19 protein-coding genes are annotated in these 26,600 nt (G+C 60.4%); 7 read left to right on the forward strand and 12 right to left on the reverse strand.

Annotated elements, in window-relative coordinates; all coding sequences use genetic code 11:
* Positions 1–134: 134 nt before the first annotated feature.
* The 3 genes from DWW03_RS07385 to DWW03_RS07395 are packed head-to-tail and all read left to right on the forward strand — an operon-like array spanning position 135 to position 2,707.
* Positions 135–326: a hypothetical protein gene (locus DWW03_RS07385; RefSeq protein ID WP_118406575.1), complete on the forward strand. Its 192-nt coding sequence runs from the start codon at positions 135–137 to the stop codon at positions 324–326.
* 34 nt (positions 327–360) lie between these two features.
* Positions 361–735, forward strand: a complete 375-nt coding sequence (locus DWW03_RS07390) for a BlaI/MecI/CopY family transcriptional regulator (protein ID WP_015547891.1) — start codon at positions 361–363, stop codon at positions 733–735.
* 4 nt (positions 736–739) lie between these two features.
* The gene (locus DWW03_RS07395; RefSeq protein ID WP_118406576.1) at positions 740–2,707 is read left to right on the forward strand and encodes a TonB-dependent receptor plug domain-containing protein; all 1,968 of its coding nucleotides are present in this window, start codon (positions 740–742) and stop codon (positions 2,705–2,707) included.
* Positions 2,708–2,790: 83 nt separating this feature from the next.
* Here DWW03_RS07395 and DWW03_RS07400 read toward each other — a convergent pair whose 3' ends face one another.
* The 9 genes from DWW03_RS07400 to DWW03_RS07440 form a co-directional block, all read right to left on the reverse strand.
* Positions 2,791–4,626: a hypothetical protein gene (locus DWW03_RS07400; RefSeq protein ID WP_022061138.1), complete on the reverse strand. Its 1,836-nt coding sequence runs from the start codon at positions 4,624–4,626 to the stop codon at positions 2,791–2,793.
* Between the two features lie 253 nt (positions 4,627–4,879).
* The gene (locus DWW03_RS07405) at positions 4,880–5,260 is read right to left on the reverse strand and encodes a TraR/DksA family transcriptional regulator (RefSeq protein ID WP_015547888.1); all 381 of its coding nucleotides are present in this window, start codon (positions 5,258–5,260) and stop codon (positions 4,880–4,882) included.
* 84 nt (positions 5,261–5,344) lie between these two features.
* A complete protein-coding gene (gene ileS / locus DWW03_RS07410; RefSeq protein WP_118406577.1) occupies positions 5,345–8,740 on the reverse strand; it encodes an isoleucine--tRNA ligase in 3,396 nt (1,131 codons plus the stop codon).
* Positions 8,741–8,963: 223 nt separating this feature from the next.
* Positions 8,964–10,838 (reverse strand): PAS domain-containing sensor histidine kinase, encoded by a 1,875-nt coding sequence (locus tag DWW03_RS07415; protein WP_022061136.1) that lies wholly within the window; start codon positions 10,836–10,838, stop codon positions 8,964–8,966.
* A 91-nt stretch (positions 10,839–10,929) separates the two neighbouring features.
* Positions 10,930–11,496, reverse strand: a complete 567-nt coding sequence (locus DWW03_RS07420) for a sugar O-acetyltransferase (protein ID WP_015547885.1) — start codon at positions 11,494–11,496, stop codon at positions 10,930–10,932.
* A 1-nt stretch (position 11,497) separates the two neighbouring features.
* Complete coding sequence (locus DWW03_RS07425) at positions 11,498–13,327, reverse strand: ABC transporter ATP-binding protein (RefSeq protein ID WP_118406578.1); 1,830 nt, start codon at positions 13,325–13,327, stop codon at positions 11,498–11,500.
* Positions 13,328–13,463: 136 nt separating this feature from the next.
* Entirely contained in the window at positions 13,464–13,928 is a 465-nt protein-coding gene (rnhA, locus tag DWW03_RS07430; protein WP_022061132.1) for a ribonuclease HI, read from the reverse strand.
* 103 nt (positions 13,929–14,031) lie between these two features.
* Positions 14,032–15,153 carry a peroxiredoxin family protein gene (locus tag DWW03_RS07435; RefSeq protein ID WP_022061131.1) on the reverse strand — a complete coding sequence of 374 codons (1,122 nt, stop codon included), beginning with the start codon at positions 15,151–15,153 and terminating at the stop codon, positions 14,032–14,034.
* Between the two features lie 17 nt (positions 15,154–15,170).
* Positions 15,171–17,807, reverse strand: a complete 2,637-nt coding sequence (locus DWW03_RS07440) for a valine--tRNA ligase (RefSeq protein ID WP_118406580.1) — start codon at positions 17,805–17,807, stop codon at positions 15,171–15,173.
* A 116-nt stretch (positions 17,808–17,923) separates the two neighbouring features.
* On the opposite strand from DWW03_RS07440, the gene lon reads away from it, so the two are divergent.
* The 4 genes from lon (at position 17,924) to DWW03_RS07460 (ending at position 23,088) form a co-directional block, all read left to right on the forward strand.
* Positions 17,924–20,353 (forward strand): endopeptidase La, encoded by a 2,430-nt coding sequence (gene lon, locus DWW03_RS07445; RefSeq protein ID WP_118406581.1) that lies wholly within the window; start codon positions 17,924–17,926, stop codon positions 20,351–20,353.
* 160 nt (positions 20,354–20,513) lie between these two features.
* The gene (gene kdsB / locus DWW03_RS07450; RefSeq protein WP_022061466.1) at positions 20,514–21,278 is read left to right on the forward strand and encodes a 3-deoxy-manno-octulosonate cytidylyltransferase; all 765 of its coding nucleotides are present in this window, start codon (positions 20,514–20,516) and stop codon (positions 21,276–21,278) included.
* Between the two features lie 66 nt (positions 21,279–21,344).
* The gene (gene kdsA / locus DWW03_RS07455; protein ID WP_022061465.1) at positions 21,345–22,097 is read left to right on the forward strand and encodes a 3-deoxy-8-phosphooctulonate synthase; all 753 of its coding nucleotides are present in this window, start codon (positions 21,345–21,347) and stop codon (positions 22,095–22,097) included.
* Between the two features lie 25 nt (positions 22,098–22,122).
* Entirely contained in the window at positions 22,123–23,088 is a 966-nt protein-coding gene (locus DWW03_RS07460; RefSeq protein ID WP_015547878.1) for an SIS domain-containing protein, read from the forward strand.
* A gap of 69 nt (positions 23,089–23,157) precedes the next feature.
* Here DWW03_RS07460 and DWW03_RS07465 read toward each other — a convergent pair whose 3' ends face one another.
* The 3 genes from DWW03_RS07465 to trpS all read right to left on the reverse strand — a co-directional run bounded on the left by DWW03_RS07465 (position 23,158) and on the right by trpS (position 26,521).
* A complete protein-coding gene (locus tag DWW03_RS07465; protein WP_015547877.1) occupies positions 23,158–23,502 on the reverse strand; it encodes a PAS domain-containing protein in 345 nt (114 codons plus the stop codon).
* A complete protein-coding gene (locus DWW03_RS07470) occupies positions 23,499–25,280 on the reverse strand; it encodes a chloride channel protein (protein ID WP_015547876.1) in 1,782 nt (593 codons plus the stop codon). Before DWW03_RS07470 ends, DWW03_RS07465 begins: the two co-directional genes overlap by 4 nt.
* 110 nt (positions 25,281–25,390) lie before the next feature.
* On the reverse strand, positions 25,391–26,521 hold the full coding sequence (gene trpS, locus DWW03_RS07475) for a tryptophan--tRNA ligase (RefSeq protein WP_022061463.1): 1,131 nt from the start codon (positions 26,519–26,521) through the stop codon (positions 25,391–25,393).
* Between the last annotated feature and the right edge of the window lie 79 nt (positions 26,522–26,600).

The raw sequence follows: 26,600 nt of genomic DNA on the forward strand, positions 1-26,600 counted from the left end.
TTCAAAGATACGGATTAATCTTCAAATTCCGGAAAAAAGTCATAACTAAATTTTTTAGTTTAAAAACTATGTAAAATAGTTGCATGTGAATTTTTTTTAGTTACCTTTGTTCCCGGGTGCATGAAAAAGGACCGATGAAGCGATGGGCGGCTGTTCCGGAGGGAGCATTGCCGGCCGGGCGTGTCCGGGAAGTCGTGGGACGAATCCGGCGTCGGTCGGACGCCTTCGGCAGGATCGTCGGCCGCGAGGGCGCCGTTCGCCGCATCGGGACCGGACCGGGCGTTTTGCTGCGCCGCCGTATGCTGGAATGCCTCCGTTTCAACTGAAAACGATACCTGATAAAGCTTGTTTGAGTGAAATATGAAAGAGAATCCTGAAAAACTGACACGCAGGGAAGAGGAGCTGATGCGCTGCTTCTGGGAGCACGGTCCGCTGTTCGTACGCGAACTGGTGGCCCTTTCGCCCGATCCCAAACCCCATTTCAACACCCTTTCGACGATGGTCCGCGCGCTCGAAGCCAAAGGCTATGTCGCCCACAACTCCTTCGGCAGCACCTACCAATACTATCCGGTGGTGAGCGAGGAGGAGTTTTCGCGCTCGACGCTCGGCAGCGTGATCAGCCGCTATTTCGAGAATTCCTACCTCGGGGCGGTCTCGGCACTGGTCGAGGAGGAGAAGATCTCGCTCGGCGAACTGCGCAGCCTGATCGACCGCATCGAAAATCAAAACCGATAGCGCCATGTACGACCTGATGATTTACAGCCTGAAAGTCGGCGTCTGCCTGGCTGTCTTCTACCTCTTTTTCAAATTGCTGTTGAGCCGTGAGACCTTCCACCGCTTCAACCGGATCGTGGTTCTGGGGGCGATGTTCCTCTCGTTCGTGCTGCCGCTGTGCGTGATCACGGTTTACCGCGAAATCCCCGTCCTGCCGGAAATCCCGGACGGGGAGGCTGTTGCGACGGCCTTCGCCGAACCGCTTTCCGAACCTTTTCCGTGGGAGATGCTCGCCGGGGCGGCATTCCTGCTCGGGGCGGCCGCCACGCTGCTGTGGACGCTTTGTTCGCTCATCGGAGTCCTGCGTCTGATCCGCGGCGGACGTCGCGAACGGCTGGAGGACGGGGCTGTGCTGGTGCGCACGGAACGGCCCGTGACGCCTTTCAGCTGGGGACGCTATATCGTGATGTCCGAGAGGGACCTGGCGGAAAACGGCGGGGCGATTCTGCTTCACGAACGGGCGCACCTGCGGCTGCGTCATTCGCTCGATTTGATCGTGACCGACGTTGCGGGCTGCCTGCAATGGTTCAACCCCGCGATGTGGCTGCTGCGCCGCGAACTGCGGGCCATCCACGAATACGAAGCCGACGAGGCGGTGCTCGACAGCGGCGTCGACGCCCGGAGTTACCAGATGTTGTTAATAAAGAAAGCTGCCGGCGGGAGGTGGTACTCGATTGCCAACAGCTTTAATCACAGTAAACTTAAAAACCGTATTACCATGATGTTGCGTAAAAAATCGTCGCGGTGGGCCGGGGCCAGGGCGCTCCTGCTCCTGCCGCTCACGGCCGTCGCCCTGGGGGCTTTCGCCGAAACCGCTTATGTCTTTCCGGAAGACAAAGGTAAAAAAGAAACCAGTACGATTTACATTCGGGGGTCGAAATCTTTTTCCGATGGGCAACAACCGCTGATTCTGGTCGACGGCCGGGAGGTGAAGTCGATGGACAGCCTCGCTGCCGACCGGATCGAGGCGATCACCGTGCTCAAGGATTCCGTTTCGATGGCTGTGTACGGCGAAAAGGCCGCCGACGGCGTGATTCTTGTAACGCTCAAAAAGACCGGAGAACCGGGCGATGGGGCGCAGGTCCCGGGACTGAAAGGCAAAGTCGTGACGGTCACCCGGGCGGACAGCGCCGGGACGAACGAGTCGACAACCGTGCGGGTGATCGGTCACGGTACGAGGCCGAAAGACGGAACGGTTGTGGTGAATACGGCCGGAATCGCGAAATCGTATCGGTTCAAGGTCGAGAACGGCTCGTCGGTCGAGTCGAATCCTGTATTTATCGTCGACGGCGTACAAGTGTCTGAAATCGAATCGCTCGACCCGGATCAGATTGAAAGCATGTCGGTGATCAAAGGCACGAATCTCCCCGGGGAGTTTGCCGACAAGGGGTATGAGGGCGTGATAACGATTACGACCAAACAGGCGGCTGCCGCGCAAAGAGCCGCCGCGAAGTCGGCCCGGGAGGGTATCGAAGCCGGGAGAGCCGGGATCGAAGCCGCCCGCGAAGGGTTGAAACTGGCCCGCAAGTATATGAGTTCCGATGACTGGAAGCAGGCCCAGAAAGCGCTCGACAAGGCCCAGAAGGAGCTTGAAGCGGCCCGCAAGGAGACTTCGGCACAGCTTTCCGAAATGCAGAAAGCGGTGGGAACGTCGCTTAAACTTTCGGCGGACGCCGGGCATGCCGATAAGGTGACGATCCAAGGAACGCCGGAGAGTTCGATGTCGGTTTATAAGGGAAGGGTGACGCTGAAAGGCGGATTTCCCGACGGCATGCTGATCCGTATCAACGGCAGGGAGGCCTCGAAAGAGGATGTTGAACGGCTGGAATCCGGGAAGATCAAGCGCATGGAGGTCTACAAGGGCGACGAGGCCGTGAAGCGTTACGGCGAGAAGGGGCGCAACGGCGTGGTCGAGATCCGCGCCCGCAGGTAAAGGCTTAAAGGAAAAACCATAAGCAGATAAAAAGTTCACGAAGGCGGGGGATTCCACGGAATCCTCCGCTTTTTTGTGCGTGCCTATTTGAATTCGACGATCTCGGGCCGCGTCGGTCGGTAGCGGTACTGCTCCATGCGTGTCGGGTTCGAAAGGCGGAAATATTCGCTCTCGACCAGTCCGCGTTTGCCGAAGGCCACGCCCAGCCGGATCTGGATCGTGTTGAACACCAGCCGTTCGTTTCGCAGCCGCACGCCCAGTCCGAACGAGGTGAAGAAGTCGTTTTTGAAGATATTGGGCGAATAGCCGATCAGCCCGAAGTCGGCGAACCCGAAGACGGCGATGCGGAATCCCAGCGGCTGGTAGGGGGTGAATACCACCGTCTCGGTGTTGAGGATCATGCGGTTGGTTCCGATGATGTACTCCTTGAGGGCTTGCAGGCCGTCGGTGCGCGTGAAGCGGATGCTCTCGTCGCTGCCCGTCGCACGGTTCCAGCCCTGCGTGTAGTTGAAGGCGAGGAACTGGCGGATGCGGCTGCGCTTGAACAGGAAAAGGTTGGAGAACCACCGCAGGTCGACATCTACGGCGCTGCGCTGCCACATGCCGTTTTCGAGGTCTATGTAGCTTCCGAGCGTGAAGCCGCCCATGATGTAGCCCAGTCCGCGGAATCCACCCGTTTCGTAGCTCGCGCCGAGGTAGAGGGCGTCGTTGAATTCGCCCCACGAATAGCCCGTCGTCACTTCGGCCTTGTAGCCCGTCGCGAGATACTCGCGCGTACCGAATCCGTAGATCATGTTGGCCGTGTAGAATTTTTCGCGGTAGAGACCCCCGCCGACCAGCAGGGCGTCCTGGTCGTGCAGCGCGGGGTTGTAGTCCGGGGCTACGAGGGGCCTGCGGCTCACGCGCCGGTAGTTGTAGCGTCCCGAGAGATAAACGCTCGATTTGATCCCGCGCAGGTAGTGCGAGTAGCCGCCCCAGACGTCGAGGTTGCGCTCCTTCACCAGCAGCGACGTGTCCTGTTCGATCATGTAGCGCTTGGCTTTGATGTCGCTGTATGTAAGGCCTATCTCGTAGTCCGTCGGTTTGAGGAACTCTTTGCGCAGCCCCATGTTGAGCGTCGAGTTGTAGAAGTCGCGCCCTCCGCCGATCTCGGCGGTGTAGAAGGTCCCGAGCAGGTTGGGGATTTCGTATTCGACCATGTTGCCGCCGTAGGAGAAGTCCTTGCGGCTGAAGTTGGTCATAAATTTGAGTTTGTTGCCCGATCCGAAGATGTTGGCGTCGGAAAGCCCCACCATCGTCCGGCCCTCGGAATGCCATCCTCCGTCGACGGAGATGGTCCAGCTGTCGCGCGTGGTGATCAGGAGGTTCACGCGTGTCGAGTCCACCGCGTCGGGGAGCACCGTGACGTCGATGTCCGAGATGTAGTCGCGCGAGCGGATCAGCTGCTTGTTGCGCACGATGAGCTGCGGGTCGAGCTTGTCGCCCGAGCGGAACAGCAGGTCGCGCCGGACGACGCGGTCGCGGGTGAGCATGTGGGTTTTGTTGGCCATGCGTTCGAGCCGGTTGCCGCCGGGGTCGAAAACCTGCTGGCGTTCGATGGTGATGTCGCCGATGGTTTTCCCGGCGTAGGGTTCCAGCAGGCGGCTCTCGTCGGTGACGCGGCCGCTCATCGTGGTGTCGAGCACGGGTTTTACGAAGAGCATTCGGTAAAGCATGCGCGGCACGGCGCGCCGGCTGGTTTTCGACTGGATGCTGTCGTAGAGGCGCTGGTTGCGCGCCGATGCATCGGGATTCGCCACGCGGGCGCTGTCGGGCGTGAACCGGTCGGGGGCGTGCGTGCCGGGTCCTGCGGCACGGACCGAGAGGACCGTTGCCGCCCCAATCAGGATCAGGGAAAATATGCAGAACCGGGCGAACATTGTGTCAAAGATAACGGATTTTTTCGGCAAAAAGTGCGACACAGGGGCCTAAATTGAGGATTCGATACCCATATCCCGATTATTCCGTCTCGGCGGCGGGTGCAGCTCCCCGCATGGCTTATAATCGGTGTTTTCCATCCCTCTCTTTTCTTTGCCGCGACGCCCTCCCCCGGAGAAGACGAAAAAGACGGCCCGAAGGTCGTCTTTTTCCATTTTCCGTTCAGCGTGGAATGGGGGTCATCCCTTCCCCGCCTTATCTGCGGCCCTCTTTGGCCTCGATGCATTCCGTGGCGTGGGGCACTTTCATCAGCCGCTCCTTGGGAATGAGCTTTCCGGTCGTTTTGCAGATGCCGTACGTCTTGTTCTCGATGCGTACGAGCGCCATTTCGAGGTTGCGGATAAATTTCATCTGATGGGCAGCCAAACGACCGCTTTCCTCTTTGGAAAGAGTTGCAGCGCCCTCCTCCAGCACCTTGAACGTCGGCGATGTGTCTTCCGTATCGTTGTCGGCGGTATGGGTGATCGTGGCGCGCAGCAGCTCGTAGTCCGCACGCGCGTTCTCAAGCTTTTTCAGGATAAGCTGCCGGAACTCTTCGAGTTCGGCGTCGCTGTATCTGGTTCTTTCGTCTGCCATAATAATCTCCTCTCTTTTAAGGTTTACTGTAAAATTAAGCAATAATTCCGATATTACCAAATTTTACCGGAATATATCAAGGGGCTATATCCGCGTCACGGCGATGCGCAGCGGTTCGTCGTCCACGTCGGTTTCGACGACCGTTTCGCCTGCCGGTTCCGCTGCCGGACGGACCTCCACGGCGAGGGTCTGCGAAGCGATGTAACCGGCGAATCGGGCGATTGCGTCGGCCACCAGGGGCTTCTGTTCGATCTCTGCGCGGATCTTGTCCGTGACCTCGAATCCGGAGTCCTTGCGGATATTCTGGATGCGGTTTATCAACTCGCGTGCCACACCTTCGGCTTTCAGCTCCTCGGTGACGGTAATGTCGAGCGCCACGGTGAGTTTTCCCTCCGAGGCAACGAGCCATCCGGGCATGTCTTCCGAGGTGATCTCGAAGTCGGCGGGCGTCACGGTGATCCGCTCCGCTCCGAGGTCGAGCACCGTTTCCGGCGCGGCCTCCACCTCGGCGATACGTTCCTGCGAGAACTCCGCGACGAGGGCGGCGATCTGCTTCATCCACTTGCCGTAACGCGGCCCGAGGGTCTTGAAGTTGGGCTTGATGCGTTTGGTAATCAGCCCCGTGGTCTTTTCGATCAGCTCGATCTCCTTCACGTTGACCTCGTTCATAATGAGGTTCTTCACGGCCGAAATATGCTCCGCCGTCGCGGGGTCGAGCACCGGGATCAGGATTTTGGTCAGCGGCTGGCGCACCTTGATCGACACTTTGCGGCGCAGGGCCAGCACCATCGACGAGACCTTCTGCGCCAGCGACATCATCTCTTCGAGGCGGGCGTCGATCAGCCGTTCGTCGGCCGTCGGGAACGCCGCGAGATGCACCGATTCGTCCTTGTGGCGGCCGCTCACGGCGTTGAGGTCCGTGAAGATGCGGTCGGAGATGAACGGTGCGAACGGCGCTGCGAGCATCGTGACGGTCTCAAGACAGGTGTACAGCGTCTGATAGGCCGCCAGTTTGTCTTCCGACATGCCGCCTCCCCAGAACCGCTTGCGGTTGAGGCGCACGTACCAGTTCGAGAGGTTTTCGCCCACGAACTCCTGAATGGCGCGGGCCGCCGGAGTGGGGTCGTAGTCTTCGAGAGATTCGGTAACGTTCTTCACCAGCGTATTCAGGAGCGAGATGATCCAGCGGTCGATTTCGGGACGCTTCTCCATCGGAACCTCCTCTTCACGGCCCGTGAAGCCGTCCACGTTGGCGTAGAGGGCGAAGAACGAGTAGGTGTTGTAGAGCGTTCCGAAGAATTTGCGGCGCACTTCGTCGACGCCGTCCCTGTCGAACTTGAGGTTGTCCCACGGCTGCGAGTTGGAGATCATGTACCAGCGCGTCGCGTCGGCTCCGTAGGTGTCGAGCACCTCGAATGGATCGACGGCGTTGCCCAGGCGTTTCGACATCTTGTTGCCGTTCTTGTCCAGCACCAGACCGTTCGAAATGATATTCTTGAAAGCCACCGAGTCGAAGAGCATCGAGGCGATGGCGTGCAGCGTGAAGAACCAGCCGCGCGTCTGGTCGACACCCTCGGCGATGAAGTCGGCGGGGTAGACCTGGCCGAAGCCCTCCTTGTTCTCGAACGGGTAGTGCACCTGCGCATAGGGCATGGCGCCCGAGTCGAACCATACGTCGATCAGGTCCGATTCGCGCCTCATCGGCTCGCCCTTCGACGAGACCAGCACGATCGAATCGACATAGGGGCGGTGCAGGTCGATGTTCTCGGTCGAGTAGTTCTCCTTCGACATGTCGCCGACCCTGAAATTCCTGTACGGGTTTTCCTGCATGACGCCCGCCGCTATCGAACGCTCTATTTCGGCCATCAGCTCTTCGACCGAACCGATGCACTTCACCTCGGAGTAGTCCTCCGTGGCCCATACGGGCAGCGGGGTTCCCCAGAAGCGCGAACGCGAGAGGTTCCAGTCCACCAGTCCTTCGAGCCACTTGCCGAAGCGGCCCGTTCCGGTCGATTCGGGTTTCCAGCGGATCGTTTTGTTCAGTTCGATCATCCGCTCGCGCAGCGCCGTGGTGCGGATGAACCACGAGTCGAGCGGGTAGTAGAGCACGGGTTTGTCCGTGCGCCAGCAGTGGGGGTAGGAGTGGGTGTGCTTCTCGATCTTGAAGGCCTTGTTTTCGGCTTTCAGCATCACCGCGATGTCGATGTCCAGCGTCGGGTCGGTCTCGCTCAGCCGCTCGTCGTAGGCGTTCTTCACGTAGCGGCCCGCATACTCCCCGTATTTCGCGGCGTCGACGTGCGTCTTCACGAACTCCGGGTCGAGCTCTTCGATCAAAAAGAATTTGCCCTGCCTGTCGACCATCGGCTGGTTCTTGCCCGCGCGGTCGACCATGAAGAGCGGCGGGATGCCGGCGGCCTTGGCCACACGGTCGTCGTCGGCGCCGAACGTCGGGGCGATGTGCACGATGCCCGTACCGTCCGAGGTGGTCACGTAGTCGCCGACGATCACGCGGAAGGCGTCGCCTTCCGGCTTCACCCACGGGATCAGCTGCTCGTAGCGGATGCCTTCCAGCTCGGGACCTTTCCAGCTCCCCTCCATGATCTCGTATGTGCCTTCCATCTTCTTGGTGAAGTAGGAACCCAGTAGCTCTTTGGCCAGAATGACCGTCTGCGGCCGGTCGGTGTAGGGGTTGCGGCACTTGACCTTCACGTATTCGATCGCAGGGCCTACGGCCAGCGCCGTGTTCGAAGGCAGCGTCCACGGCGTGGTGGTCCAGGCCAGGAAATAGAGTTCACCTTCGATTCCTTCGAAGAGTTTCTCGCTCTTCGCGTCGCGGATCACGCGGAACTGCGACGTGCAGGTCGTGTCCTTCACGTCGCGGTAGCAGCCGGGCTGGTTCAGTTCGTGGGTCGAGAGACCCGTTCCGGCGGCGGGCGAGTAGGGCTGGATGGTGTAGCCCTTGTAGAGCAGCCCCTTGTCGAAGAGCTGCTTCAGGAGCCACCACAGCGTCTCGATGTATTTGTTGTCGTAGGTGATGTACGGGTCGTCCATGTTGACCCAGTAGCCCATCTTGCGCGTGAGGTCCTCCCACTTGCCCGTGAACTCCATCACCGCCTCGCGGCACGTGCGGTTGTACTCCTCGATGGAGATCTTCTTGCCGATGTCTTCCTTGGTGATGCCGAGCTTCTTCTCGACGCCCAGTTCCACGGGCAGTCCGTGAGTGTCCCATCCGGCCTTGCGGTGCACGAGGTAGCCCTGCTGCGTCTTGTAGCGGCAGAATACGTCCTTGATCGTGCGGGCCATGACGTGGTGGATGCCGGGCATGCCGTTTGCCGAGGGGGGACCCTCGTAGAATACGAACGTGGGATGGCCCTCGCGGGTCGTGATGCTTTTGTGGAACGTGTCGCGTGCGTCCCATTCGCCGAGCACGTCGGCGGCTATGCCTGCCAGGTCGAGGCCTTTATACTCCTTGAACTTCATATCGGTAGAAATTTCTTCGCTAATTTTCTGACAATTGGCAAAGATATAAAAAAGATTTGAAAAACGGGTCTGAAGCGTTCGATTTATGGATGTCCGTTCCGGGAAGCGGGGTCTGCGGGGGCCTTCCCTTCGTCGGGGCTGTCCGCGTCCGGCTTCGGGGCGATGACCGTCCCGGTCGTTTCCCGTCCGGTTCTGCGCCCGGGACGGACGCGGGTTTTGGGGATTACTCCCCCGCGGGAATGTCGATCCGGAAACAGGAGCCTTCGCCCGCCACGGAGTCGACGCCGACCGAGCCGCCCAGCTGTTCGGCGATCGACTTGCAGATCGACAGCCCGAGCCCGGTCCCCTGGGTGAAGGTGTCGAGTTTGACGAAACGTTCGAAGATGCGTTCCCGGTCTTCGGGCGCGATGCCGATGCCCGTGTCGCGGACGTAGAAACGGATGTGGCCGGGAATCCGGCGGAATCCGATCGTTACCGATCCTTTTTCGGTAAATTTCAGTGCATTGCGCGTAAAGTTGTTCAGCACCTGGGCAAGCCCCTTCCTGTACTCCGTGACGGGGAATTCCGGCAGCCCTTCCTCGACGCGCAGTTCCACGCCCGGCCGGCGCTGGAGGCGGAGCGAGTCGGCGACCTCCCGGCATAAGTCCCGGGCGTCGAACTGCGTGCGCTCGATGTCCGTGCGTCCCGACTCGATGCGCGCCAGATCCAGCACGTCGGAGATGATTTGCAGCAGCAGGGTGTTGTTGCGCAGGATGATGTCGGTGTACTCCCGGCGGGTTTCGTGCCTGCTTTCGTCTGCCAGCAGCTCCGAGAATCCGACGATGGCGTTCAGCGGGGTGCGGATTTCGTGGCTCATGTTGGCCAGGAACGCCGACTTGAGTTTGTTGGACTCCTCGGCGCGCTTCTTCGCTTCGCGCAGCTCCTCCTCCTCGGTGCGTTTGAGTTCGCTGATGTCGTAGTTGACGCACGCCAGGTCGATCACGCCCTCCTCCGGACGGTAGTCGCGGCAGAGCAGGTGGATTTTGATCCAGCGCATCGGCTCCTGATCGCTCACGATGCGCACTTCGTTGACGAAAGTCCGGATTTCTCCGGTTTTGAGGCGTTCGAACTCCTCCTCAAGGTGTTGCCGGTCGTCGGGATGGACCTGCCGCCAGTGGCCGAGAATCTGTGAGGCGGGCGTGTTTTCCGCTTCGCCGTAATTTTTGGCCCAGGGACCCTTGGTGTAACCCTCTCCCGTAAGGGGGTTGTAGCTGACGCAGCCCACGTGCGCGAAGTCCGAAACCAGGTTGAAGAGATGCTCGAAATCGTCCAGCTGTTCGCGGCTGCGCGTGGCGTCGGTGATGTCTTCGAGCAGGATGACCAGTTCGTCGTCGTCGCCCGGCGTGTTGTAGATCAGGCAGCGGCAGGTGCGTTTGCCGTCCGGGCTTTTCCCGGTCTGCTCCCAGAAGGAGCAGGAGGGGATGTGCTCGAATGTGGGGATGTGTTTCAGGGGATCTATTCCCACCTCGCGGGCCGTCTTTCCGGCATGGCCCTGCGTGTGGATGCCCAGTATCCTGCCGGCCTGCTGGTTGATGTACGAAAGCAGGTAGTCGACCGCTTCGCCCGATTTGTCGCGCAGGATGTTGACGCGCAGGTAGCCGATCGGCAGGTGTTCGATCAGTTGTGCGAGGTGGCTGTAATTGCGTTGCGTCGCCTTGTAACTCTGATTGATGGAGGCTAGTTCGGCATTTTCGGGAGTGCCTTCCGTAACGCGGCGGACGGTTCCGAAAACCGAGCGGACGCCCGTCAGCGGATCGTTGGCGGCAGCCACGGCTCTGACTTGCAGGCATCTGTCGCCGTTGGCCGTGACGAACGTTTCGTCGAGCGAGTCGGAGACCTTGAGGGCGGCGCAGCGGGTGTAAATGCGCGCCCGGTGCTCCTCGCCGGGCAGCAGGTAGACCTCCTCGAACGAAATGCGGGTGCGATCTGCGCCGAAAAGGTCCGCCGCCAGCCGCGAACAGGTCATTTCGCGCTGTCCGAAGTCGAGCTGCCACCATCCGACGCCGGAGGCGTCGAGTGATTTTTGCAGCAGGTCGGGGGCGGCTTGTTCGGAGTGCATGGCAGAAATACCCTTTTTTCGATGTTTCTGCAAAAATAGAAAATTTCGGGAGAAAACGAATTTTGTCCGGATGATTTTTTGCGCGGCGGCGCTATTCGGTTTCGTCCTGCCGCGTCAGCGTGCGGATCACGCGCGCCGGGTTTCCCACGGCCACCGAGTCGGCCGGGATGTCGCGCGTCACGACGGCTCCGGCGCCGATGACCGAACGGTCGCCGATGGCGACGCCCGGGCAGACGATCACCCCTCCGCCCAACCAGCAGTCGTCGCCGACGGTGATCGGACGGCCCGCTTCGAGTCCAGTGCGGCGCTGTGCCGCGTCGAACGGATGCAGGGCGGTGAGCAGCTGCACTTTGGGCCCTATGAGCGTGTGGCGGCCGATGCGGATCGGCGCCAGGTCGAGGAACACGCAGTCGAAATTGACGAACGACCCTTCGCCGATTGAGATGTTGAGTCCGTAATCGCAGCGGAACGGTTCGCGGATGAATCCTTCGCAGCCGGGGCACAGCTCGCGCAGTGCGGCGCGGTAGGCGTCGTCGTGGCCGCAGAGTTCGACGTTGAGGCGGTGCATCAGGCGCGTGGCGTTGTCCCGGATGGCGGTGAGTTCCGCATCCCGGGGGTCGAACCACCCGCCGGCGAGCATCTTTTCCCGCTCGGTCATTTTAGTCGAAGGATTGCATTTCGATCAGCTTGGCGTAGATGCCGTTGCGTTCCATCAGCTCGTTGTGCGTGCCCTGTTCGGCGATGCGGCCGTGGTCGACGACAACGATCAGGTCGGCGTTGTGGATGGTCGACAGGCGGTGGGCGATGACCACCGACGTACGGCCTTTGAGCAGGTTGTTGAGGGCGTCCTGCACGAGTTTTTCGCTCTCGGTGTCGAGTGCCGAGGTGGCCTCGTCGAGGATCAGGATGTCGGGGTTCTTGAGCACCGCGCGGGCGATCGAGAGCCGCTGGCGCTGGCCGCCGGAGAGTTTCACGCCCCGGTCGCCGATGTTGGTCCCGTAACCGTCGGTGCATTCGCGGATGAAGCAGTCGGCGTTGGCGACCTTCGCCGCCTCGACCACCTCTTCGTGCGTGGCGCCGCGCTTGCCCATGCCGATGTTGTTTTCGATGGTGTCGTTGAAAAGCACGGTGTCCTGCGCCACGACGCTCATATGGGCGCGCACGCTCTCCTGCGTGTAGTCGCGCAGCGAGATGCCGTCGATGAGTATTTCGCCCGCCGAGGGGTCGTAGAAGCGGGGCAGCAACTCGCTCAATGTCGACTTGCCGCCTCCCGAGGGACCGACCAGAGCCACGGTCTGCCCGCGGCGTATCTCGAACGAAATGCCGTCGATCACTTCGCGCTCCCCGTCGTAGGTGAAGTGCACGTCGCGGAATTCGATTTTCTCTTTCAGCCCCGTGAGTTCCCGGGCGCCGGGTTTGTCCTGTATTTCGGGTTTCGTGTCGATGATCGAGAAGATGCGCTCTCCGGCGGCGATTCCCTGGTTGATGTTGGCGAACTGGTCGATGAAGGTGCGCACGGGGCGCGTGATCTGCGAGAAGATGGCGATGAAGGCGATGAATCCGCCGGGGTCGAGCACGCCTTTGGCCACGAGCGAACCGCCGAAGACGAGGATCACGCCCACGGCCGTGATGCCGAGGAACTCGCTCATCGGCGAGGCCAGCTGCTGCCGGCGGGCCATCGAGAGGGTCAGGCGCGCCAGGTCGGCGCTGATGGCGTAGTATTTCTGCTTGATATATTCCGTGGCGTTATAGCTCTTGATGACCTTGATGCCCGAGAGCGACTCGTCGAGCGTCGAGACCATCTCGCCCATGCGCTGCTGGTTGGTGCGGGCCGGGTGGCGGAGTTTCTTCACGATGCTGCCGATCAGCAGGGCCACCACCGGGAGGAACAGCACCGAGAAGATGGCCAGCTCCCACGAAATGGCCACCATCATCACGATGTAGCCGATGATCAGAAACGGTTCGCGGAACGACACCTGGAGGGTGTTGGTGATGCAGAACTGCACCACGCCCACGTCGGAGGTGATTTTCGAAATGATGTCGCCCTTGCGCTGGTCCGAGAAATAGCCCACGTTCATGTCCATCACGCGCGAGAACATTTCGTTGCGCATGCGTTGCAGGGTCCGCGTGCGCATGTTCTCCATGGTCCATGCGCCGAGGTAGCGGAACAGGTTGCTCATCAGGCTGATGCAGATGGCTACAATGGCCAGCAGCATCAGTACGTTCTGGCGGTCGTATTGTTCGAAGATGTGCGAATAGGCGAAGTTGAAAAGTGTTGCGAGGTAGTCCTGATTGAGTTCCAGGGGAGGCAGCTTTTCGACGTATTCGAAGGAGTAGTTCGCGTCGAACATGGTGTTCAGGATCGGGATGATCAGCATGAACGTCAGCGAGTTGAACAACGCGTAGAAAAGCGAGTAGAAGAAGTAGGGGATCGCGTATTTCTTGATCGGCCGGGCAAAACCCAACAGCCGCATGTATGTTTTGAACATTCGGAGCGTATGTTTGTTGGTTACGCAATTAGCGGCGTAAAGATAGGAATAATAACCCGAAAAGCGAAAAATGTACGATAATTCGATGGATTATGGTGGACTTTGTGCCGAAAAAACGGTGCGGCGGCCTTCCTTTTTACCGCTCTGCGGGATCGTAGCCCGTGTCTTCGAGCCAGTGCGCCTTGTCGTTGGCCGCCGCCACGGCCAAACAGTCGCAGCGGTTGTTCTCGACTGTTTCGGCGTGGCCCTTGACCCAGACGAAACGGACGTTGTGGCGGTTGTACACGCGCAGGAAACGCATCCAGAGATCGGGGTTTTTCTTGCCCGCGAATCCCTTGCGGACCCAGCCGAAGACCCAGCCTTTCGAAACGGCGTCGACGACGTATTTCGAATCGGAGTAGATGACCACGTCCGAACCCTCGAACTTGAGCGTTTCGAGCGCCACGCACACGGCCATCAGCTCCATGCGGTTGTTGGTCGTGAGGCGGAATCCCTGCGACAGCTCCTTGCGGTGGTGTCCCGAGAGAAGCACTGCGCCGTAGCCGCCCGGCCCGGGGTTTCCGAGGGCCGAGCCGTCGGTGTAGATGGTGATCGGAGACAAAATATTCGTAGATTAGAGATCAAACATAGAGTTTATGACGGGATGTTCCGGTCCGGTTTTCCGGGGCTTGCGCCTGCCGTCCCGCCGCCGGCCGTTTCGCGGTTCATTCGGCGGCCGTTCCGCCCAGTTCCTTGTCCAGAATCTTTTTCGCCTGGTAAAAGGCATTCGTGTAATTGCGTGCCAGTATGGTGCCGTCCGGATCGATCAGAACGAAGAACGGCCAGCCTTCGATGGCATACGTTTCCATGATCTGCCGGTTTTCCGGATGACCGGTTTCCAGTTCCGCTTCGATCCATCCGTGTTCCAGCATGCCGGCCAGCACGGGGCGCATGTCGTCCACACCCGGCGACGGCGTTTTTTTGCCTGCGGGCAGACTTTCGTATACGCTCCGGATATCGGCGATGGATTCGGTCAGACCCACCACCTGCAACCCTTTGTCCTTGTACTTTTCGAACAGATCGCTCACCTGCCGGTCGATATGGATCGAGCCGGGACACAATCCCCAATGGTAGAGCAGCAGGTATCGGCCTTTGAAATCAGCCTTGGCGACAGTACGGTCTTCGGTCGTTGCCAGTGTGAAATCCGGCGCCGGTTTTCCTTCGGCGAGTTGTTCCATTCTTGCCATGCAGTCTGCGTACATCTGGCCGAAATAGCTCGTTTTCAACCCTTCGGACAATGTCTTGTAAAACTTGTGCGCCTCCTTGGCTGGGGTGTACGACAACTTGGGTATCCTGTCGATCAACAGGTACAGGCTTCCGTGCGGATTGGCCGCTTCCAGATAACGTCCCCGGACCCGGCCGAGCGAATCATCGACCGCCAGCAGGCTCGACAGCATGGGCTCGTCGTAAATTCCTCCGCCGAGACGGCAATAATAGATCGCATCCGTCGAGCCGGTCATGCCGATCCTATCGCCGGGCCTGACGATGACGGGTTTGCCTCCGCGATCCCCGGCTGCGGCTCTTCCGGCTTTCGGGCGGTAGGTCATCAGGTAGTACTGGTCGTGTTCCGACTTCCCCCGATAGCGGAATGCGCCCGGTTTGCGGACCACGACGTCGAATCCCGGGCCGTACTTCCATGAAGGCAGGAGAATACGCTCGAAACGGAGGGTGTCTCCGGCTTGCAGTCCCTCAATCCTTCCCTCCAGTCTGAATCCCCGGGCATAGGCACAGGCTGCCGTCATGGTCAGGGCGCAGCATGACAGGAGGAGTTTGTATCGTAGGGCCATGATAGCTGTTTTAATGCTTATTTGCCGGATTCGAGCGCCGCCAACTGTTCGCGGATCGCCGTGATCTTGGCTTCGGCGTCGGCCTGCTTGGCGCGCTCGTTGGCCACCACCTTCTCGGGCGCCGAGGCGACGAACCGCTCGTTCGAGAGCTTCTTCATCACCGAGGCGAGGAATCCCTCGTAGTAGGCCAGATCGTCCGCGAGTTTTTTGCGCTCGGCCTCGGCGTCGATCTTTCCGGCCATCGGCACGAAGTACTGCGTCGTCTTGACGATGAACGCCGCGGCCGCCGGGTCCTTCTCCGCCACGGTCTCGATGGCCGTGAGGTTGGCCATCTTCATCACGACGGGGGCGAACTCCGCGGGATAGTTCTCATCGGCGATGACCCGGAGCGTCAGCGCCTCTTTCTGCGGCAGGCTCTTCTGGTTGCGGATGTTGCGCACCGAGGTGATGATCTCCTTCGCCAGTTCGAAGCGCGCCAGCATCGCGGCGTCTTCGGCCGCAGGCTCGGGCATCTGCGCCACGCAGATCGAAGCGCCTTCGGCGCGGGGCGCGAGGTCCTGCCAGATCTCTTCCGTGACGAACGGCATGAAGGGGTGCAGCACGCGCATCAGGGCGTCGAAATAGCCCTTCGTCGCCTCCATCGTCGGGGCGTCGATGGGCTGTCCGTAGGCGGGCTTCGCCATCTCGAGGTACAAGCCGCTGAAATCGTCCCAGAAGAGGCGGTAAGCCTCCTTGAAGGCCTCCGAGATGCGGTATGACTTGAAATCCTCGGCGATCTGGCGCAGCGAGCGGCCCAACGCCTGCCCGAACCACGCCACGGCCAGACGGTTGTTCTCGCTTTGCGCCGCTGCGGCGTCCACCGCCCAGCCGTTCAGGAGGCGGTAGGCGTTCCAGATTTTGTTGCCGAAGTTGCGGCCCTGCTCGCACAGCGCCTCGTCGAACATCACGTCGTTGCCGGCCGACGACGAAATGAGCATGGCCATACGCACGCCGTCGGCGCCGTATTGGGCAATCAGGTCCAGCGGATCGGGCGAGTTGCCCAGCTGCTTGGACATCTTGCGGCCGATCTTGTCGCGCACGATGCCCGTGAAGTAGACGTTCGAGAAGGGCTTTTCGCCGCGGTATTCGTAGCCGGCCATGATCATGCGGGCCACCCAGAAGAAGATGATGTCGGGACCGGTCACCAGATCGTTGGTGGGGTAGTAGTAGCCGATCTCCCTGTTGTCCGGGAAGCGGATGCCGTCGAATACCGAGATGGGCCACAGCCACGACGAGAACCACGTGTCGAGCACATCCTCGTCCTGCCGCAGGTCCGTCAGCTGCAACGAGGCGTCGCCGGCCTTCTCGCGGGCCTTTTCCAACGCCTCTTCGGCCGTCAGGGCCACCACGAAGCCGCCTTTGGGAAGATAGTACGCCGGAATGCGCTGGCCCCACCACAGCTGGCGCGAGATGCACCAGTCCTTGATGTTCTCCATCCAGTGGCGGTAGGTGTTCTTGTATTTCTCGGGCACGAAACGGATCGCATCCTCCATCACGGCCTTCGTCGCCGGTTCGGCCAGCTCCTGCATCGAGAGGAACCACTGCATCGAGAGTTTCGGCTCGATGGCCACGCCCGTGCGCTCCGAATAGCCCACGTTGTTGGTGTAATCTTCGGTCTTTTCCAAAAGGCCCGCCGCGTCGAGGTCCTTTTCGATCTGCCGGCGCACGTCGAAGCGGTCCTGACCCACGTACATGCCCACCTTGTCGTTGATCGTGCCGTCGTCGTTGAAGATGTCGATGGTCTCCAGCCCGTATTTCTCGCCCAGCATGTAGTCGTTCACGTCGTGGGCCGGAGTCACCTTCAGGGCGCCCGTTCCGAACTCGATGTCGACGTATTCGTCGCGGATCACCGGGATCGACCGTCCCACCAGCGGCACGACGACGCGGGCGTCGGCGGGCAGGGACTTGTAACGCTCGTCATTGGGGTTGACGCACAGCGCCGTATCGCCCAGAATGGTCTCGGGGCGCGTCGTGGCGACGATGATCGCCCGGTCGGTTCCCTCGACCTTGTAGCGCAGGTAGTAGAGCTTGCCGTGCGACTCCTTGAAGACCACCTCCTCGTCCGAGAGGGCCGTCTGCGCCGCGGGGTCCCAGTTGACCATCCTTACGCCGCGGTAGATCTTGCCTTTCTCGTAGAGGTCGCAGAAGACGCGCAGAACGCTCTCCGTGCGGGCTTCGTCCATCGTGAAGCACGTGCGGTCCCAGTCGCACGAGGCGCCCAGCTTGCGCAGCTGTTTGAGAATCACGCCGCCGTATTTCTCCTTCCATTCCCAGGCGTGGCGGAGGAACTCCTCGCGCGTGAGCGACGACTTTTCGATGCCCTTTTCGCGCAGCATCGCTACCACCTTGGCTTCGGTGGCGATCGACGCGTGGTCCATGCCCGGCACCCAGCAGGCGTTCTTTCCCGACATGCGGGCGCGGCGCACCAGCACGTCCTGCAACGTGTTGTTGAGCATGTGCCCCATGTGGAGCATGCCCGTCACGTTGGGGGGAGGGATGACGATCGTGTAGGGTTCCCGCTGGTCGGGTTCCGAGTGGAAAATATGCTGTTCGATCCAGTAGTCGTACCATTTGGATTCGATCTGCTGCGGTGCGTATTTGTCTGCGATTTGCATGGCGCGTTGAATTTTACTTTGTTTTCAGGGATGCAAAGTTATTAACATTCTGTCAAAGATAAAATAAAATTTCTAAAAAATCGTTATATTTGCACCATTATATATCTGTATATCCTATGAGCAAAAAAGATAAGATCAAAACCATCGAAGTAGACGACGTGAATCTCGTCCCCGAGCTGCTCGACGGCAATCACCGCGTGATCCCCATCGTGACCGGCGGCGACGAGCCTGTGGAGGAGGTCGAAGTGCCCGAAATCATACCCATTCTCACGCTGCGTTCGTCGGTGCTTTTCCCCGGCGCCATCACGCCCATCACGGTGGGCCGCGACAAGAGCATCAACCTCGTGCGCGCCGTGAATGCCGAAGGCGGTATTCTGGGCGCCGTGTTGCAGCGCGAAAGCGACGTCGAGGACCCCGCGCCGGACGACATGTACAAGGTCGGCACGGCCGCGCGGATCATCAAGATCCTCGAAATGCCCAACGGCAACCTCACGGTGATCCTGAACGGCCTGGAGAAGGTCGAGATCACGGAGTACATCACCACCGAACCTTATTTCAAGGCCCGGGTGACGGCCCTGCGCGATTCGACTCCCGATGTGAAGAGCATCGAGTTCGAGGCTCTCGTGGACTCGATCCGCGACGTGGCGCTGAACATCATCAACGTGTCGCCGTCGATGCCCAAGGAGGCGGCTTTCGCCATCAAGAACATCGACTCGAAGCGCGGTATCATCAACTTCATCTGCTCCAACATGGAGCTGACGGACGAAGACCGCCAGTCGCTGCTGGAGGCCCCCGGCCTGCTGGCCCGCGCCCGCAAGCTGCTCGAAATCCTGATCCGCGAGCAGCAGCTGGCCGAGCTGAAGAACCAGATTCAGGAGCGCGTCAAGCAGGAGATCGACAAGCAGCAGCGCGACTACTACCTCCAGCAGCAGATGCGTACGATCCAGGACGAACTGGGCGACGGCGCCGATGCCGACATCGAGAAGATGCGCGAGGAGGCCAAGAAGAAGAACTGGCCCGCGGAGGTGGGCGAAACCTTCGAGAAGGAGTTGCAGAAGGTCGAGCGGCTGAATCCCGCCGTGGCCGAATATTCGGTGCAGATGACCTACCTGCAGCTGCTGCTGGAACTGCCGTGGAACGACGTGACGAAGGACAACCTCGACCTCAAGTGCGCCCGCGAACAGCTCGATCACGACCATTTCGGTCTGGACGAGGTGAAGGAGCGGCTGCTGGAGCACCTGGCCGTCATCAAGCTCAAGGGCGACCTCAAATCGCCGATCCTCTGCCTCTACGGCCCTCCGGGCGTGGGTAAGACCTCGCTGGGTAAGTCGGTGGCCGCGGCGCTGGGCCGCAAGTTCGGCCGTATTTCGCTGGGCGGCCTGCACGACGAGTCGGAGATTCGCGGACACCGCCGCACCTACATCGGCGCCATGCCGGGCCGGATCATCCAGACCATCAAGCGGTGCGGCTCGTCGAACCCCGTCATCATCCTTGACGAGGTGGACAAGGTGACCGTTTCGAACCACGGCGACCCGTCGAGCGCCCTGCTGGAGGTGCTCGATCCGGAGCAGAACACCACGTTCCACGACAACTACCTCGACATGGAGTACGACCTGTCGAAGGTGCTGTTCATCGCCACGGCCAACAACGTGGCCAATATCGCCCCGGCGCTGCGCGACCGCATGGAGATGATCAACATCGCCGGTTACCTCCTGGAGGAGAAGGTGCGCATCGCGCTGGACCACCTGCTGCCCAAGCAGCGCGAGGCCCACGGCATCAAGGAGCAGGAGATGACGATGACCCCGGAGGTCGTCGAGAACGTCATCGCCTGCTATACGCGCGAAGCCGGCGTGCGTTCGCTGGACAAGAATCTGGCGAAGATCGCCCGCGCCCGCGCCAAACAGATCGCTTTCGACGAGGCTTTCGCGCCCGAGATTTCGATGAAGGACGTCGAGAAAATCCTCGGCATGCCCAAGTTCCTCAAGGAGGAGTACGAAGTGGGCGGCATGACGGGCGTCGTGACGGGCCTTGCGTGGACCGAGGTCGGCGGCGACATCCTCTACATCGAGTCGGTGCTGACGCCCGGCAAGGGCAAGGTGAGCCTCACGGGCAACCTGGGCGATGTGATGAAGGAGTCGGCGACGATCGCCCACGAGTGGACGATGGCCCACTACAAGGAGTTGGGCATCGACCCCAAGCTGTTCGAAACGAACGACATCAACATCCACGTTCCCGAGGGCGCGATCCCGAAGGACGGTCCTTCGGCCGGCATCACGATGGTCACTTCGATCGTGTCGAGCTATACGGGGCGCAAGGTGAAGGAGCGTATCGCCATGACGGGCGAGACCACGCTCCGCGGACGGGTGATGCCCGTGGGCGGCGTGAAGGAGAAGATCCTGGCCGCCAAACGCGCCGGCATCACCGAGCTGATCCTCTCGGAGGAGAACCGCAAGGACATCGCCGAGATCAAACCCGAATATATCGCGGGCCTCACGTTCCATTACGTGAAGACCAACGAGGAGGTGTTGCAGCTGGCTCTGGAATAGTTTTTTCGTGATGGCGGCGAACTCTGGCGCTTCCTTCGTCGGCTTCGGCAGCCACATACCCCGTGTATGCTTCTGCCTTGCCGGTTTCACGAAGTCCCGGATTTCATCCGCCCTGACGAAAAAACGGGAGGCTGTAATTATGAATTTTGAATTCTGAATTATGAATTTTTTGGCAATCATCCCCGCGCGCTACGCTTCGACGCGCTTTCCCGGGAAGCCGCTGGCGCGGCTGGGCGGCAAGCCCGTCATCCAGCGGGTCTACGAGCAGGTCGCCGGCGTGCTGGACGATGCCGTGGTGGCCACCGACGACGAGCGCATCCGCGACGCCGTGCGGGCCTTCGGGGGACGGGTCGAAATGACCTCCCCGGACCACCGGAGCGGCACCGACCGCTGTTGGGAAGCCTACTGCAAGCAGGGCCGCGAATACGACGTGGTGGTCAACGTGCAGGGCGACGAACCTTTTATCCGTCCCTCGCAGCTGGAGGCCGTGAAACGCTGTTTCGACGATCCCGCGACCGACATCGCCACGCTCGTGAAACCCTTTACGGAGGCCGACGGACTGGCGGCCCTCGAAAATCCCAACTCGCCCAAGGTGGTCCTCGACGCGCAGTCGCGGGCCATCTATTTTTCCCGCTCGGTGATTCCCTACCTGCGGGGCGTTCCGCGCGAAGAGTGGCTCGCGCGCCACACGTTCTACAAGCATATCGGGCTTTACGCCTTTCGCGCCGACGTGCTGCGGGCGGTGACGGCGTTGCCGCAGTCGCCGCTTGAGCTGGCCGAATCGCTTGAACAGCTGCGCTGGCTGGAGAACGGTTACAAGATCGGCGTGGGGATTTCGGAGGTCGAGACCATCGGCATCGACACGCCCGAGGATCTGGAGAAAGCGGAACGCTTTCTCCAATTAAAAATTAAAAATGAAGAATGAAAAATTAGGGATTGAAAATTCTCCGGAATTCTTAATCTTTAATTTTTAATTTTTAATTCGAATTTTATGGCAATAAAATTTATCGCAGGTCCGTGCGTCATTGAATCGGCCGAACTGCTGGACGCCGTGGGCGAAAGGCTTGCGGCCATCAACCGCACCCTCGGCACGGAAATCATCTTCAAGGCCTCGTTCGACAAGGCCAACCGCACTTCCATATCGTCGTTCCGCGGCCCGGGACTCGAAAAGGGGTTGCAGATGCTTTCGGACGTGCGGGCGAAGTGGGGACTGCGTCTGCTCACCGACATCCACGAATCGTGGCAGGCCGCACCCGTCGGCGAGGTCGTCGACGTGATCCAGATTCCGGCGTTCCTCTGCCGCCAGACCGATCTGGTGGTCGCCGCAGCCCGGACCGGCAAAACGGTGAATGTCAAAAAGGCCCAGTTCCTTTCGGGCGCGGACATGCGCTACCCCTACGAAAAGGCCCGCGAGGCGGGGGCCGGTGACATCTGGCTGACCGAGCGCGGCAACTCGTTCGGCTACAACAACCTCGTCGTCGATTTCCGCAATATCCCCGACATGCTCAAAATCGCCCCTACGGTCGTGATGGACTGCACCCACTCGGTGCAGCGCCCTGGCGCGGCGGGCGGCAAGACGGGCGGCAACCGCGAATTCGTGCCCGCCATGGCGCATGCGGCCAAGGCGTTCGGGGCCAACGGTTTCTTTTTCGAAGTGCATCCCGATCCCGACAAGGGGTTGAGCGATGCGGCCAACATGCTGCGGCTCGACGATCTGGAGACCCTTGTGAAAAGCCTGCTGTAAAATACCCATCTAACTCTCGTTAAGCATGACAGATACGACCAAGGCGCAGATTCTGGAGGTTGCCCGCAAGGCGATCCATACCGAAATGCTGTCGCTCAAACGCATGGAAGACACTCTCGGCGACGAGTTTGCCACGGCCGTGGAGATGATCCTCGGAAGCCGCGGCAAGTGTATCGTTACGGGCATGGGCAAGTCGGGCCTCGTGGGGCGCAAGATCGCCGCGACGCTCGCTTCGACCGGAACCCCGAGCTTCTTTCTCCACCCCGGCGAAGCCTTCCACGGCGACCTGGGCATGATTTCGAAGGAGGACATCGTGGTCGCGCTCTCCTATTCGGGCGAGACGGACGAAATCCTCAAGATCGTCCCCTTCATCCACTCCAACGGCAACAAGCTGGTTTCGATGACCGGAAACCCCGACTCGGCGCTGGCCAAGAACTCCGACGTGCATCTCGACGTGGGGGTGAAGGAGGAGGCTTGCATCCTGCATCTCGCACCCACTTCGTCGACCACGGCGCAGATCGCCATGGGCGACGCGCTGGCCGTGTCGCTGATGCAGATGCGGGGTTTCACGAGCGTCGATTTCGCGCGCCTGCACCCGGGCGGAAGCCTCGGGCGGCGTCTGCTGATGACCGTAGGGAACGTCATGCGCGACCACGATCTGCCCGTCGTGGCGCCTGACTGCCCGGCTGCGGAGATGATCCACGCCATTTCGAAGGGCGGATTGGGGCTGATCGTGATCTGCGAGGGCGAGCGGATCGAGGGCATCGTCACCGACGGCGACGTGCGCCGCGCGATGGAGCGCCTGCGCGGGGAGTTCTTCAATATCAGGGCTTCCGACATCGCCACGCGCAATCCCAAGACCATCTCGCCGGACGAGAAACTGATCGAGGCCGAGAAGATGATGACCCGCAACAAGGTCACCTCGCTGCTCGTGACGGACGCCGCCGGCAAGCTGACCGGAGTGATTCAGATTTACGACATCAAGTTGTAGCAATGCCACCGGTTTCGGACCGTTTCCGTAAAACGAGGGAAGGTTTTCAAAAAACCTCCCCTCGTCTATTTATTTCCTTATGTAGTGCGGCATTTCGTCCGGCAGCTCCATCGAGATTTCCACCAGCCCGCGGATTTCGCCGCGCTCCCTCCACGCCGTCTGGTAGATCATCTTGCGCACGCCCTGCTTTTCGATGGTGTAGGCGTTCGTGCCTCCCGATGCGAGCATGCGGCGGATCGTTTCGCGCGACCGTTCGTTGTGGCAGTCGAACAGGTTCCGGCCGATCAGGTCGCCGTGTTGGGCGAAGGTCGCACGCGCCTTTTCGTTCATGTAGAGGATCACGCCTTCGGTGTCGCACACCGTGACGGCGCAGTCGGCCTCTTCGGCCCAGGGAAGGGCATTTTCCGTTGTCATTGCTGTATTTTTACGAGTTGTTCGCGGTATGCGTTCAGAATGCGCGACTTGGAGATGAATCCCAGGTAGCGGCCTTGCTTGTCCACGACGGGCAGCATCCAGGCGTGCTTGTCCTCGAATTTCTCCATGACGCTCAAAATCGCCTCGTGTTCGATGATCTTGTCCGGCGGCGGAATCATGTAGTCCGAGATCGGGTGCCCGTACTTCTCGTGTTTGAACATGTCCTCGCGCAGGTCGTCCAGCTGCACCACGCCGATCAGCCGGCCGAAGTTGTCGATCACGGGGAAGATGTTGCGGCGGGCCGTCGAAATGATGTGCACGATGTCGCCCAGGGTCATGTTCTCCTTGATGCGCAGGAAATCGGTTTCCATCAGCTCTTCGAGTTTCAGGAAGACGAACACCGACTGGTCCTTGTCGTGGGTCAGCAGTTCGCCCTTCTGGCGCAACTGCTTGGTGTAGATCGAGTCGGGGTCAAGGTAGTAGTCCACGGCGAACGAGATGCAGGCGGTGATCATCAGCGGGATGAACAGTCCGTAGCCGTTCGAGAGTTCTGCGATCAGGAAGATCGAGGTCAGCGGGGCGTTCATCACCCCCGACATGACGCCCGCCATGCCGACCAGCGTAAACGAGACGATCGACACCTCCCATCCGAACAGCGTGTTGCACACCAGCGCCAGCGAGGCGCCCGTGAAGGCTCCGACGAACAGCGACGGCGCGAACGTACCGCCCACGCCTCCCGCGGCGTTGGTCGTCGACATGGCGATGACCTTGAAGAACATCGTGGCGATGACGAAGAGGATGATCACCCAGTCGATGTCGCGGAAGCGGTAGAAGAGCGAGTTGTTGAACAGCTCCTGCGCGTTGCCGTGCATCAGGGAGGTGAATCCCTCGTAACCCTCGCCGTACAGCGGCGGGAAGACGAAGATCAGGATACCCAGAATCGCACCGCCCCACAGCCATTTCTTGTACTGTTTGTCGATGCTCTTGAAGAAACCTCCGACCCGCGAGTTCATCGACGTGAAATACCACGCCATCAGCCCGCACAGCACGCCGAGCAGGATGAACAGCGGTATCTGCCACAGCTCGAAGGCGTCCGCGGGGGCCAGCGTCACGGCCAGAATCGGGTCGAAGCCGCGCAGCATGAAGGCCATCGTCGTCGCGGTGATCGAGGCGATCAGCAGCGGGATGACCGACCCGGCGGTGATGTCGAGCATCAGGATTTCCAGCACGAAGACCACGCCCGTGATCGGGGCTTTGAAGATCGCCGCGAGGGCGGCGCCCGCGCCGCAGCACAGCAGCAGCGTCGTGTGTTTGTAGTTGAGGCGCGCCAGCCGTCCGATGTTCGAGCCGATGGCCGCTCCCGTGAGCACGATCGGGGCCTCGGGTCCCACCGAACCGCCGAATCCGATGGTCGTCGCACCGCCCACGATCGAGGTCCAGCAGTTGTGCCGGGCGATGCGCGAATTGCGGCGCGACATGGCGTAGAGGACGCGCGTCACGCCTTCGGAGATGTTGTCGCGGACGATGTATTTGACGAACAGCGTCGCCAGGATGATGCCCACGGCGGGGTAGATCAGGAAGAGGATATGTGCGCTGTCCACCGGGAACCAGCGTATCAGCCCGCTCTTGATGCCGTGCAGCAGCATTTCGAACAGGTAGGCTCCCAGCCCTGCGAGCACACCGACCACCACGGCCAGCAGCATCATAATCTGCTGGTTGGAGAGTCTCCGGGTCAGCCGGAGGAACTCGAGGTAGATGCGGTCGGCGCGGAAGGACATAAAAAGTTAAAAGTTAAAAGTGAAACATTGCGATTGACCGAGACCGGGCGGTTTGATTTCATCCTGTACGATGCCCGGTGTGCAAGTCAAATGCCTTTGATTTTCAATTTTTAATTTTCCGTTTTCAACTTGAAATGCTCGGTCTGGCCGTCGATCAGCTCGCGGTCGTCGAAATAGTTGATTTTCATGGCCGCACGGACATCCGCCAGGGTTTCGGCGGCCGCTGCGCGGGCCTTGGCCGAGCCTTCGCGGAGAATGTCGTACACCTCGCCGATACGCGTCTCGTAGTGGCGGCGGCGTTCGCGGATCGGGTCGAGCATCTCGTTGAGAATGGCGATCAGCAGGCGTTTCACCTTCACGTCGCCCAGCCCGCCCCGGCGGTAGTGGGCCTTCAGCTCGTCGAGCGAAGCGTATTCGGGCAAATATTTCGAAAAATGCTCGGGGCGGCTGAAAGCGTCGAGGTAGGTGAACACTGTGTTGCCTTCGACCTTGCCCGGGTCCTCCACGCGCAGGTGGTCGGGGTCGGTATACATGCCCATCACCTTCTTCTTGACCTCCTCGGCCGTGTCCGACAGGTAGATGCAGTTATTCAGCGACTTGGACATCTTGGCCTTGCCGTCGGTTCCCGGCAGGCGCATGCAGGCCGCGTTCTCGGGCAGCAGGATTTCCGGCTCGACGAGCGTTTCGCCGTACACCGCGTTGAATTTGTGGACGATTTCGCGCGTCTGCTCGATCATCGGCTCCTGGTCCTCGCCCACGGGCACGGTCGTGGCCCTGAAGGCCGTGATGTCCGACGCCTGGCTGATGGGGTAGGTGAAGAATCCGACGGGAATGCCCTGACGCTGGGTCGTGTCGCCTTCGGCGGCGCCCTCGGCGAATCCGCGCAGGGCGATCTCGGCCTTCACGGTCGGGTTGCGCTGCAAACGCTGCACGGTGACCAGGTTCATGTAGTAGAACGCCAGTTCGCACAGTTCCGTCACCTGCGACTGGATGAAGAGCGTCGATTTCGCGGGGTCGAGACCCACCGAGAGGTAGTCCAGCGCCACTTCGATGATATTCTGACGCACCTTTTCCGGGTTGTCGGCATTGTCGGTGAGCGCCTGCGCATCGGCGATCATAATGAATATTTCGTCGAACTCGCCCGAGTTCTGCAGCTCGACGCGGCGGCGGAGCGAACCCACGAAGTGGCCCAGGTGGAGCCGGCCCGTGGGACGGTCGCCGGTAAGGATGATTTTTGCCATATTTTTAGAGAAAGTACATTTGGTGTGCAAAGTTACTACAAAAAAGTGAAATGCGGAAAGATATAGTGATAGAATTGAG

The sequence above is a fragment of the Alistipes sp. AF14-19 genome (assembly GCF_003461645.1).
GTDB classification, from domain to species: domain Bacteria; phylum Bacteroidota; class Bacteroidia; order Bacteroidales; family Rikenellaceae; genus Alistipes; species Alistipes shahii.

Bases quoted from the DNA above. Each gene is read 5' to 3' on its own strand.
- DWW03_RS07400 (WP_022061138.1), bottom strand. From the start codon at position 4,626: ATGTTCGCCCGGTTCTGCATATTTTCCCTGATCCTGATTGGGGCGGCA.
- DWW03_RS07405 (WP_015547888.1), bottom strand. From the start codon at position 5,260: ATGGCAGACGAAAGAACCAGATACAGCGACGCCGAACTCGAAGAGTTC.
- DWW03_RS07435 (WP_022061131.1), bottom strand. From the start codon at position 15,153: ATGGCCCTACGATACAAACTCCTCCTGTCATGCTGCGCCCTGACCATG.
- DWW03_RS07470 (WP_015547876.1), bottom strand. From the start codon at position 25,280: ATGTCCTTCCGCGCCGACCGCATCTACCTCGAGTTCCTCCGGCTGACC.
- kdsB (WP_022061466.1), top strand. From the start codon at position 20,514: ATGAATTTTTTGGCAATCATCCCCGCGCGCTACGCTTCGACGCGCTTT.
- DWW03_RS07465 (WP_015547877.1), bottom strand. From the start codon at position 23,502: ATGACAACGGAAAATGCCCTTCCCTGGGCCGAAGAGGCCGACTGCGCC.
- lon (WP_118406581.1), top strand. From the start codon at position 17,924: ATGAGCAAAAAAGATAAGATCAAAACCATCGAAGTAGACGACGTGAAT.
- DWW03_RS07460 (WP_015547878.1), top strand. From the start codon at position 22,123: ATGACAGATACGACCAAGGCGCAGATTCTGGAGGTTGCCCGCAAGGCG.
- DWW03_RS07390 (WP_015547891.1), top strand. From the start codon at position 361: ATGAAAGAGAATCCTGAAAAACTGACACGCAGGGAAGAGGAGCTGATG.
- ileS (WP_118406577.1), bottom strand. From the start codon at position 8,740: ATGAAGTTCAAGGAGTATAAAGGCCTCGACCTGGCAGGCATAGCCGCC.
- DWW03_RS07425 (WP_118406578.1), bottom strand. From the start codon at position 13,327: ATGTTCAAAACATACATGCGGCTGTTGGGTTTTGCCCGGCCGATCAAG.
- DWW03_RS07385 (WP_118406575.1), top strand. From the start codon at position 135: ATGAAGCGATGGGCGGCTGTTCCGGAGGGAGCATTGCCGGCCGGGCGT.
- kdsA (WP_022061465.1), top strand. From the start codon at position 21,345: ATGGCAATAAAATTTATCGCAGGTCCGTGCGTCATTGAATCGGCCGAA.
- DWW03_RS07395 (WP_118406576.1), top strand. From the start codon at position 740: ATGTACGACCTGATGATTTACAGCCTGAAAGTCGGCGTCTGCCTGGCT.
- DWW03_RS07440 (WP_118406580.1), bottom strand. From the start codon at position 17,807: ATGCAAATCGCAGACAAATACGCACCGCAGCAGATCGAATCCAAATGG.
- DWW03_RS07415 (WP_022061136.1), bottom strand. From the start codon at position 10,838: ATGCACTCCGAACAAGCCGCCCCCGACCTGCTGCAAAAATCACTCGAC.
- trpS (WP_022061463.1), bottom strand. From the start codon at position 26,521: ATGGCAAAAATCATCCTTACCGGCGACCGTCCCACGGGCCGGCTCCAC.
- DWW03_RS07420 (WP_015547885.1), bottom strand. From the start codon at position 11,496: ATGACCGAGCGGGAAAAGATGCTCGCCGGCGGGTGGTTCGACCCCCGG.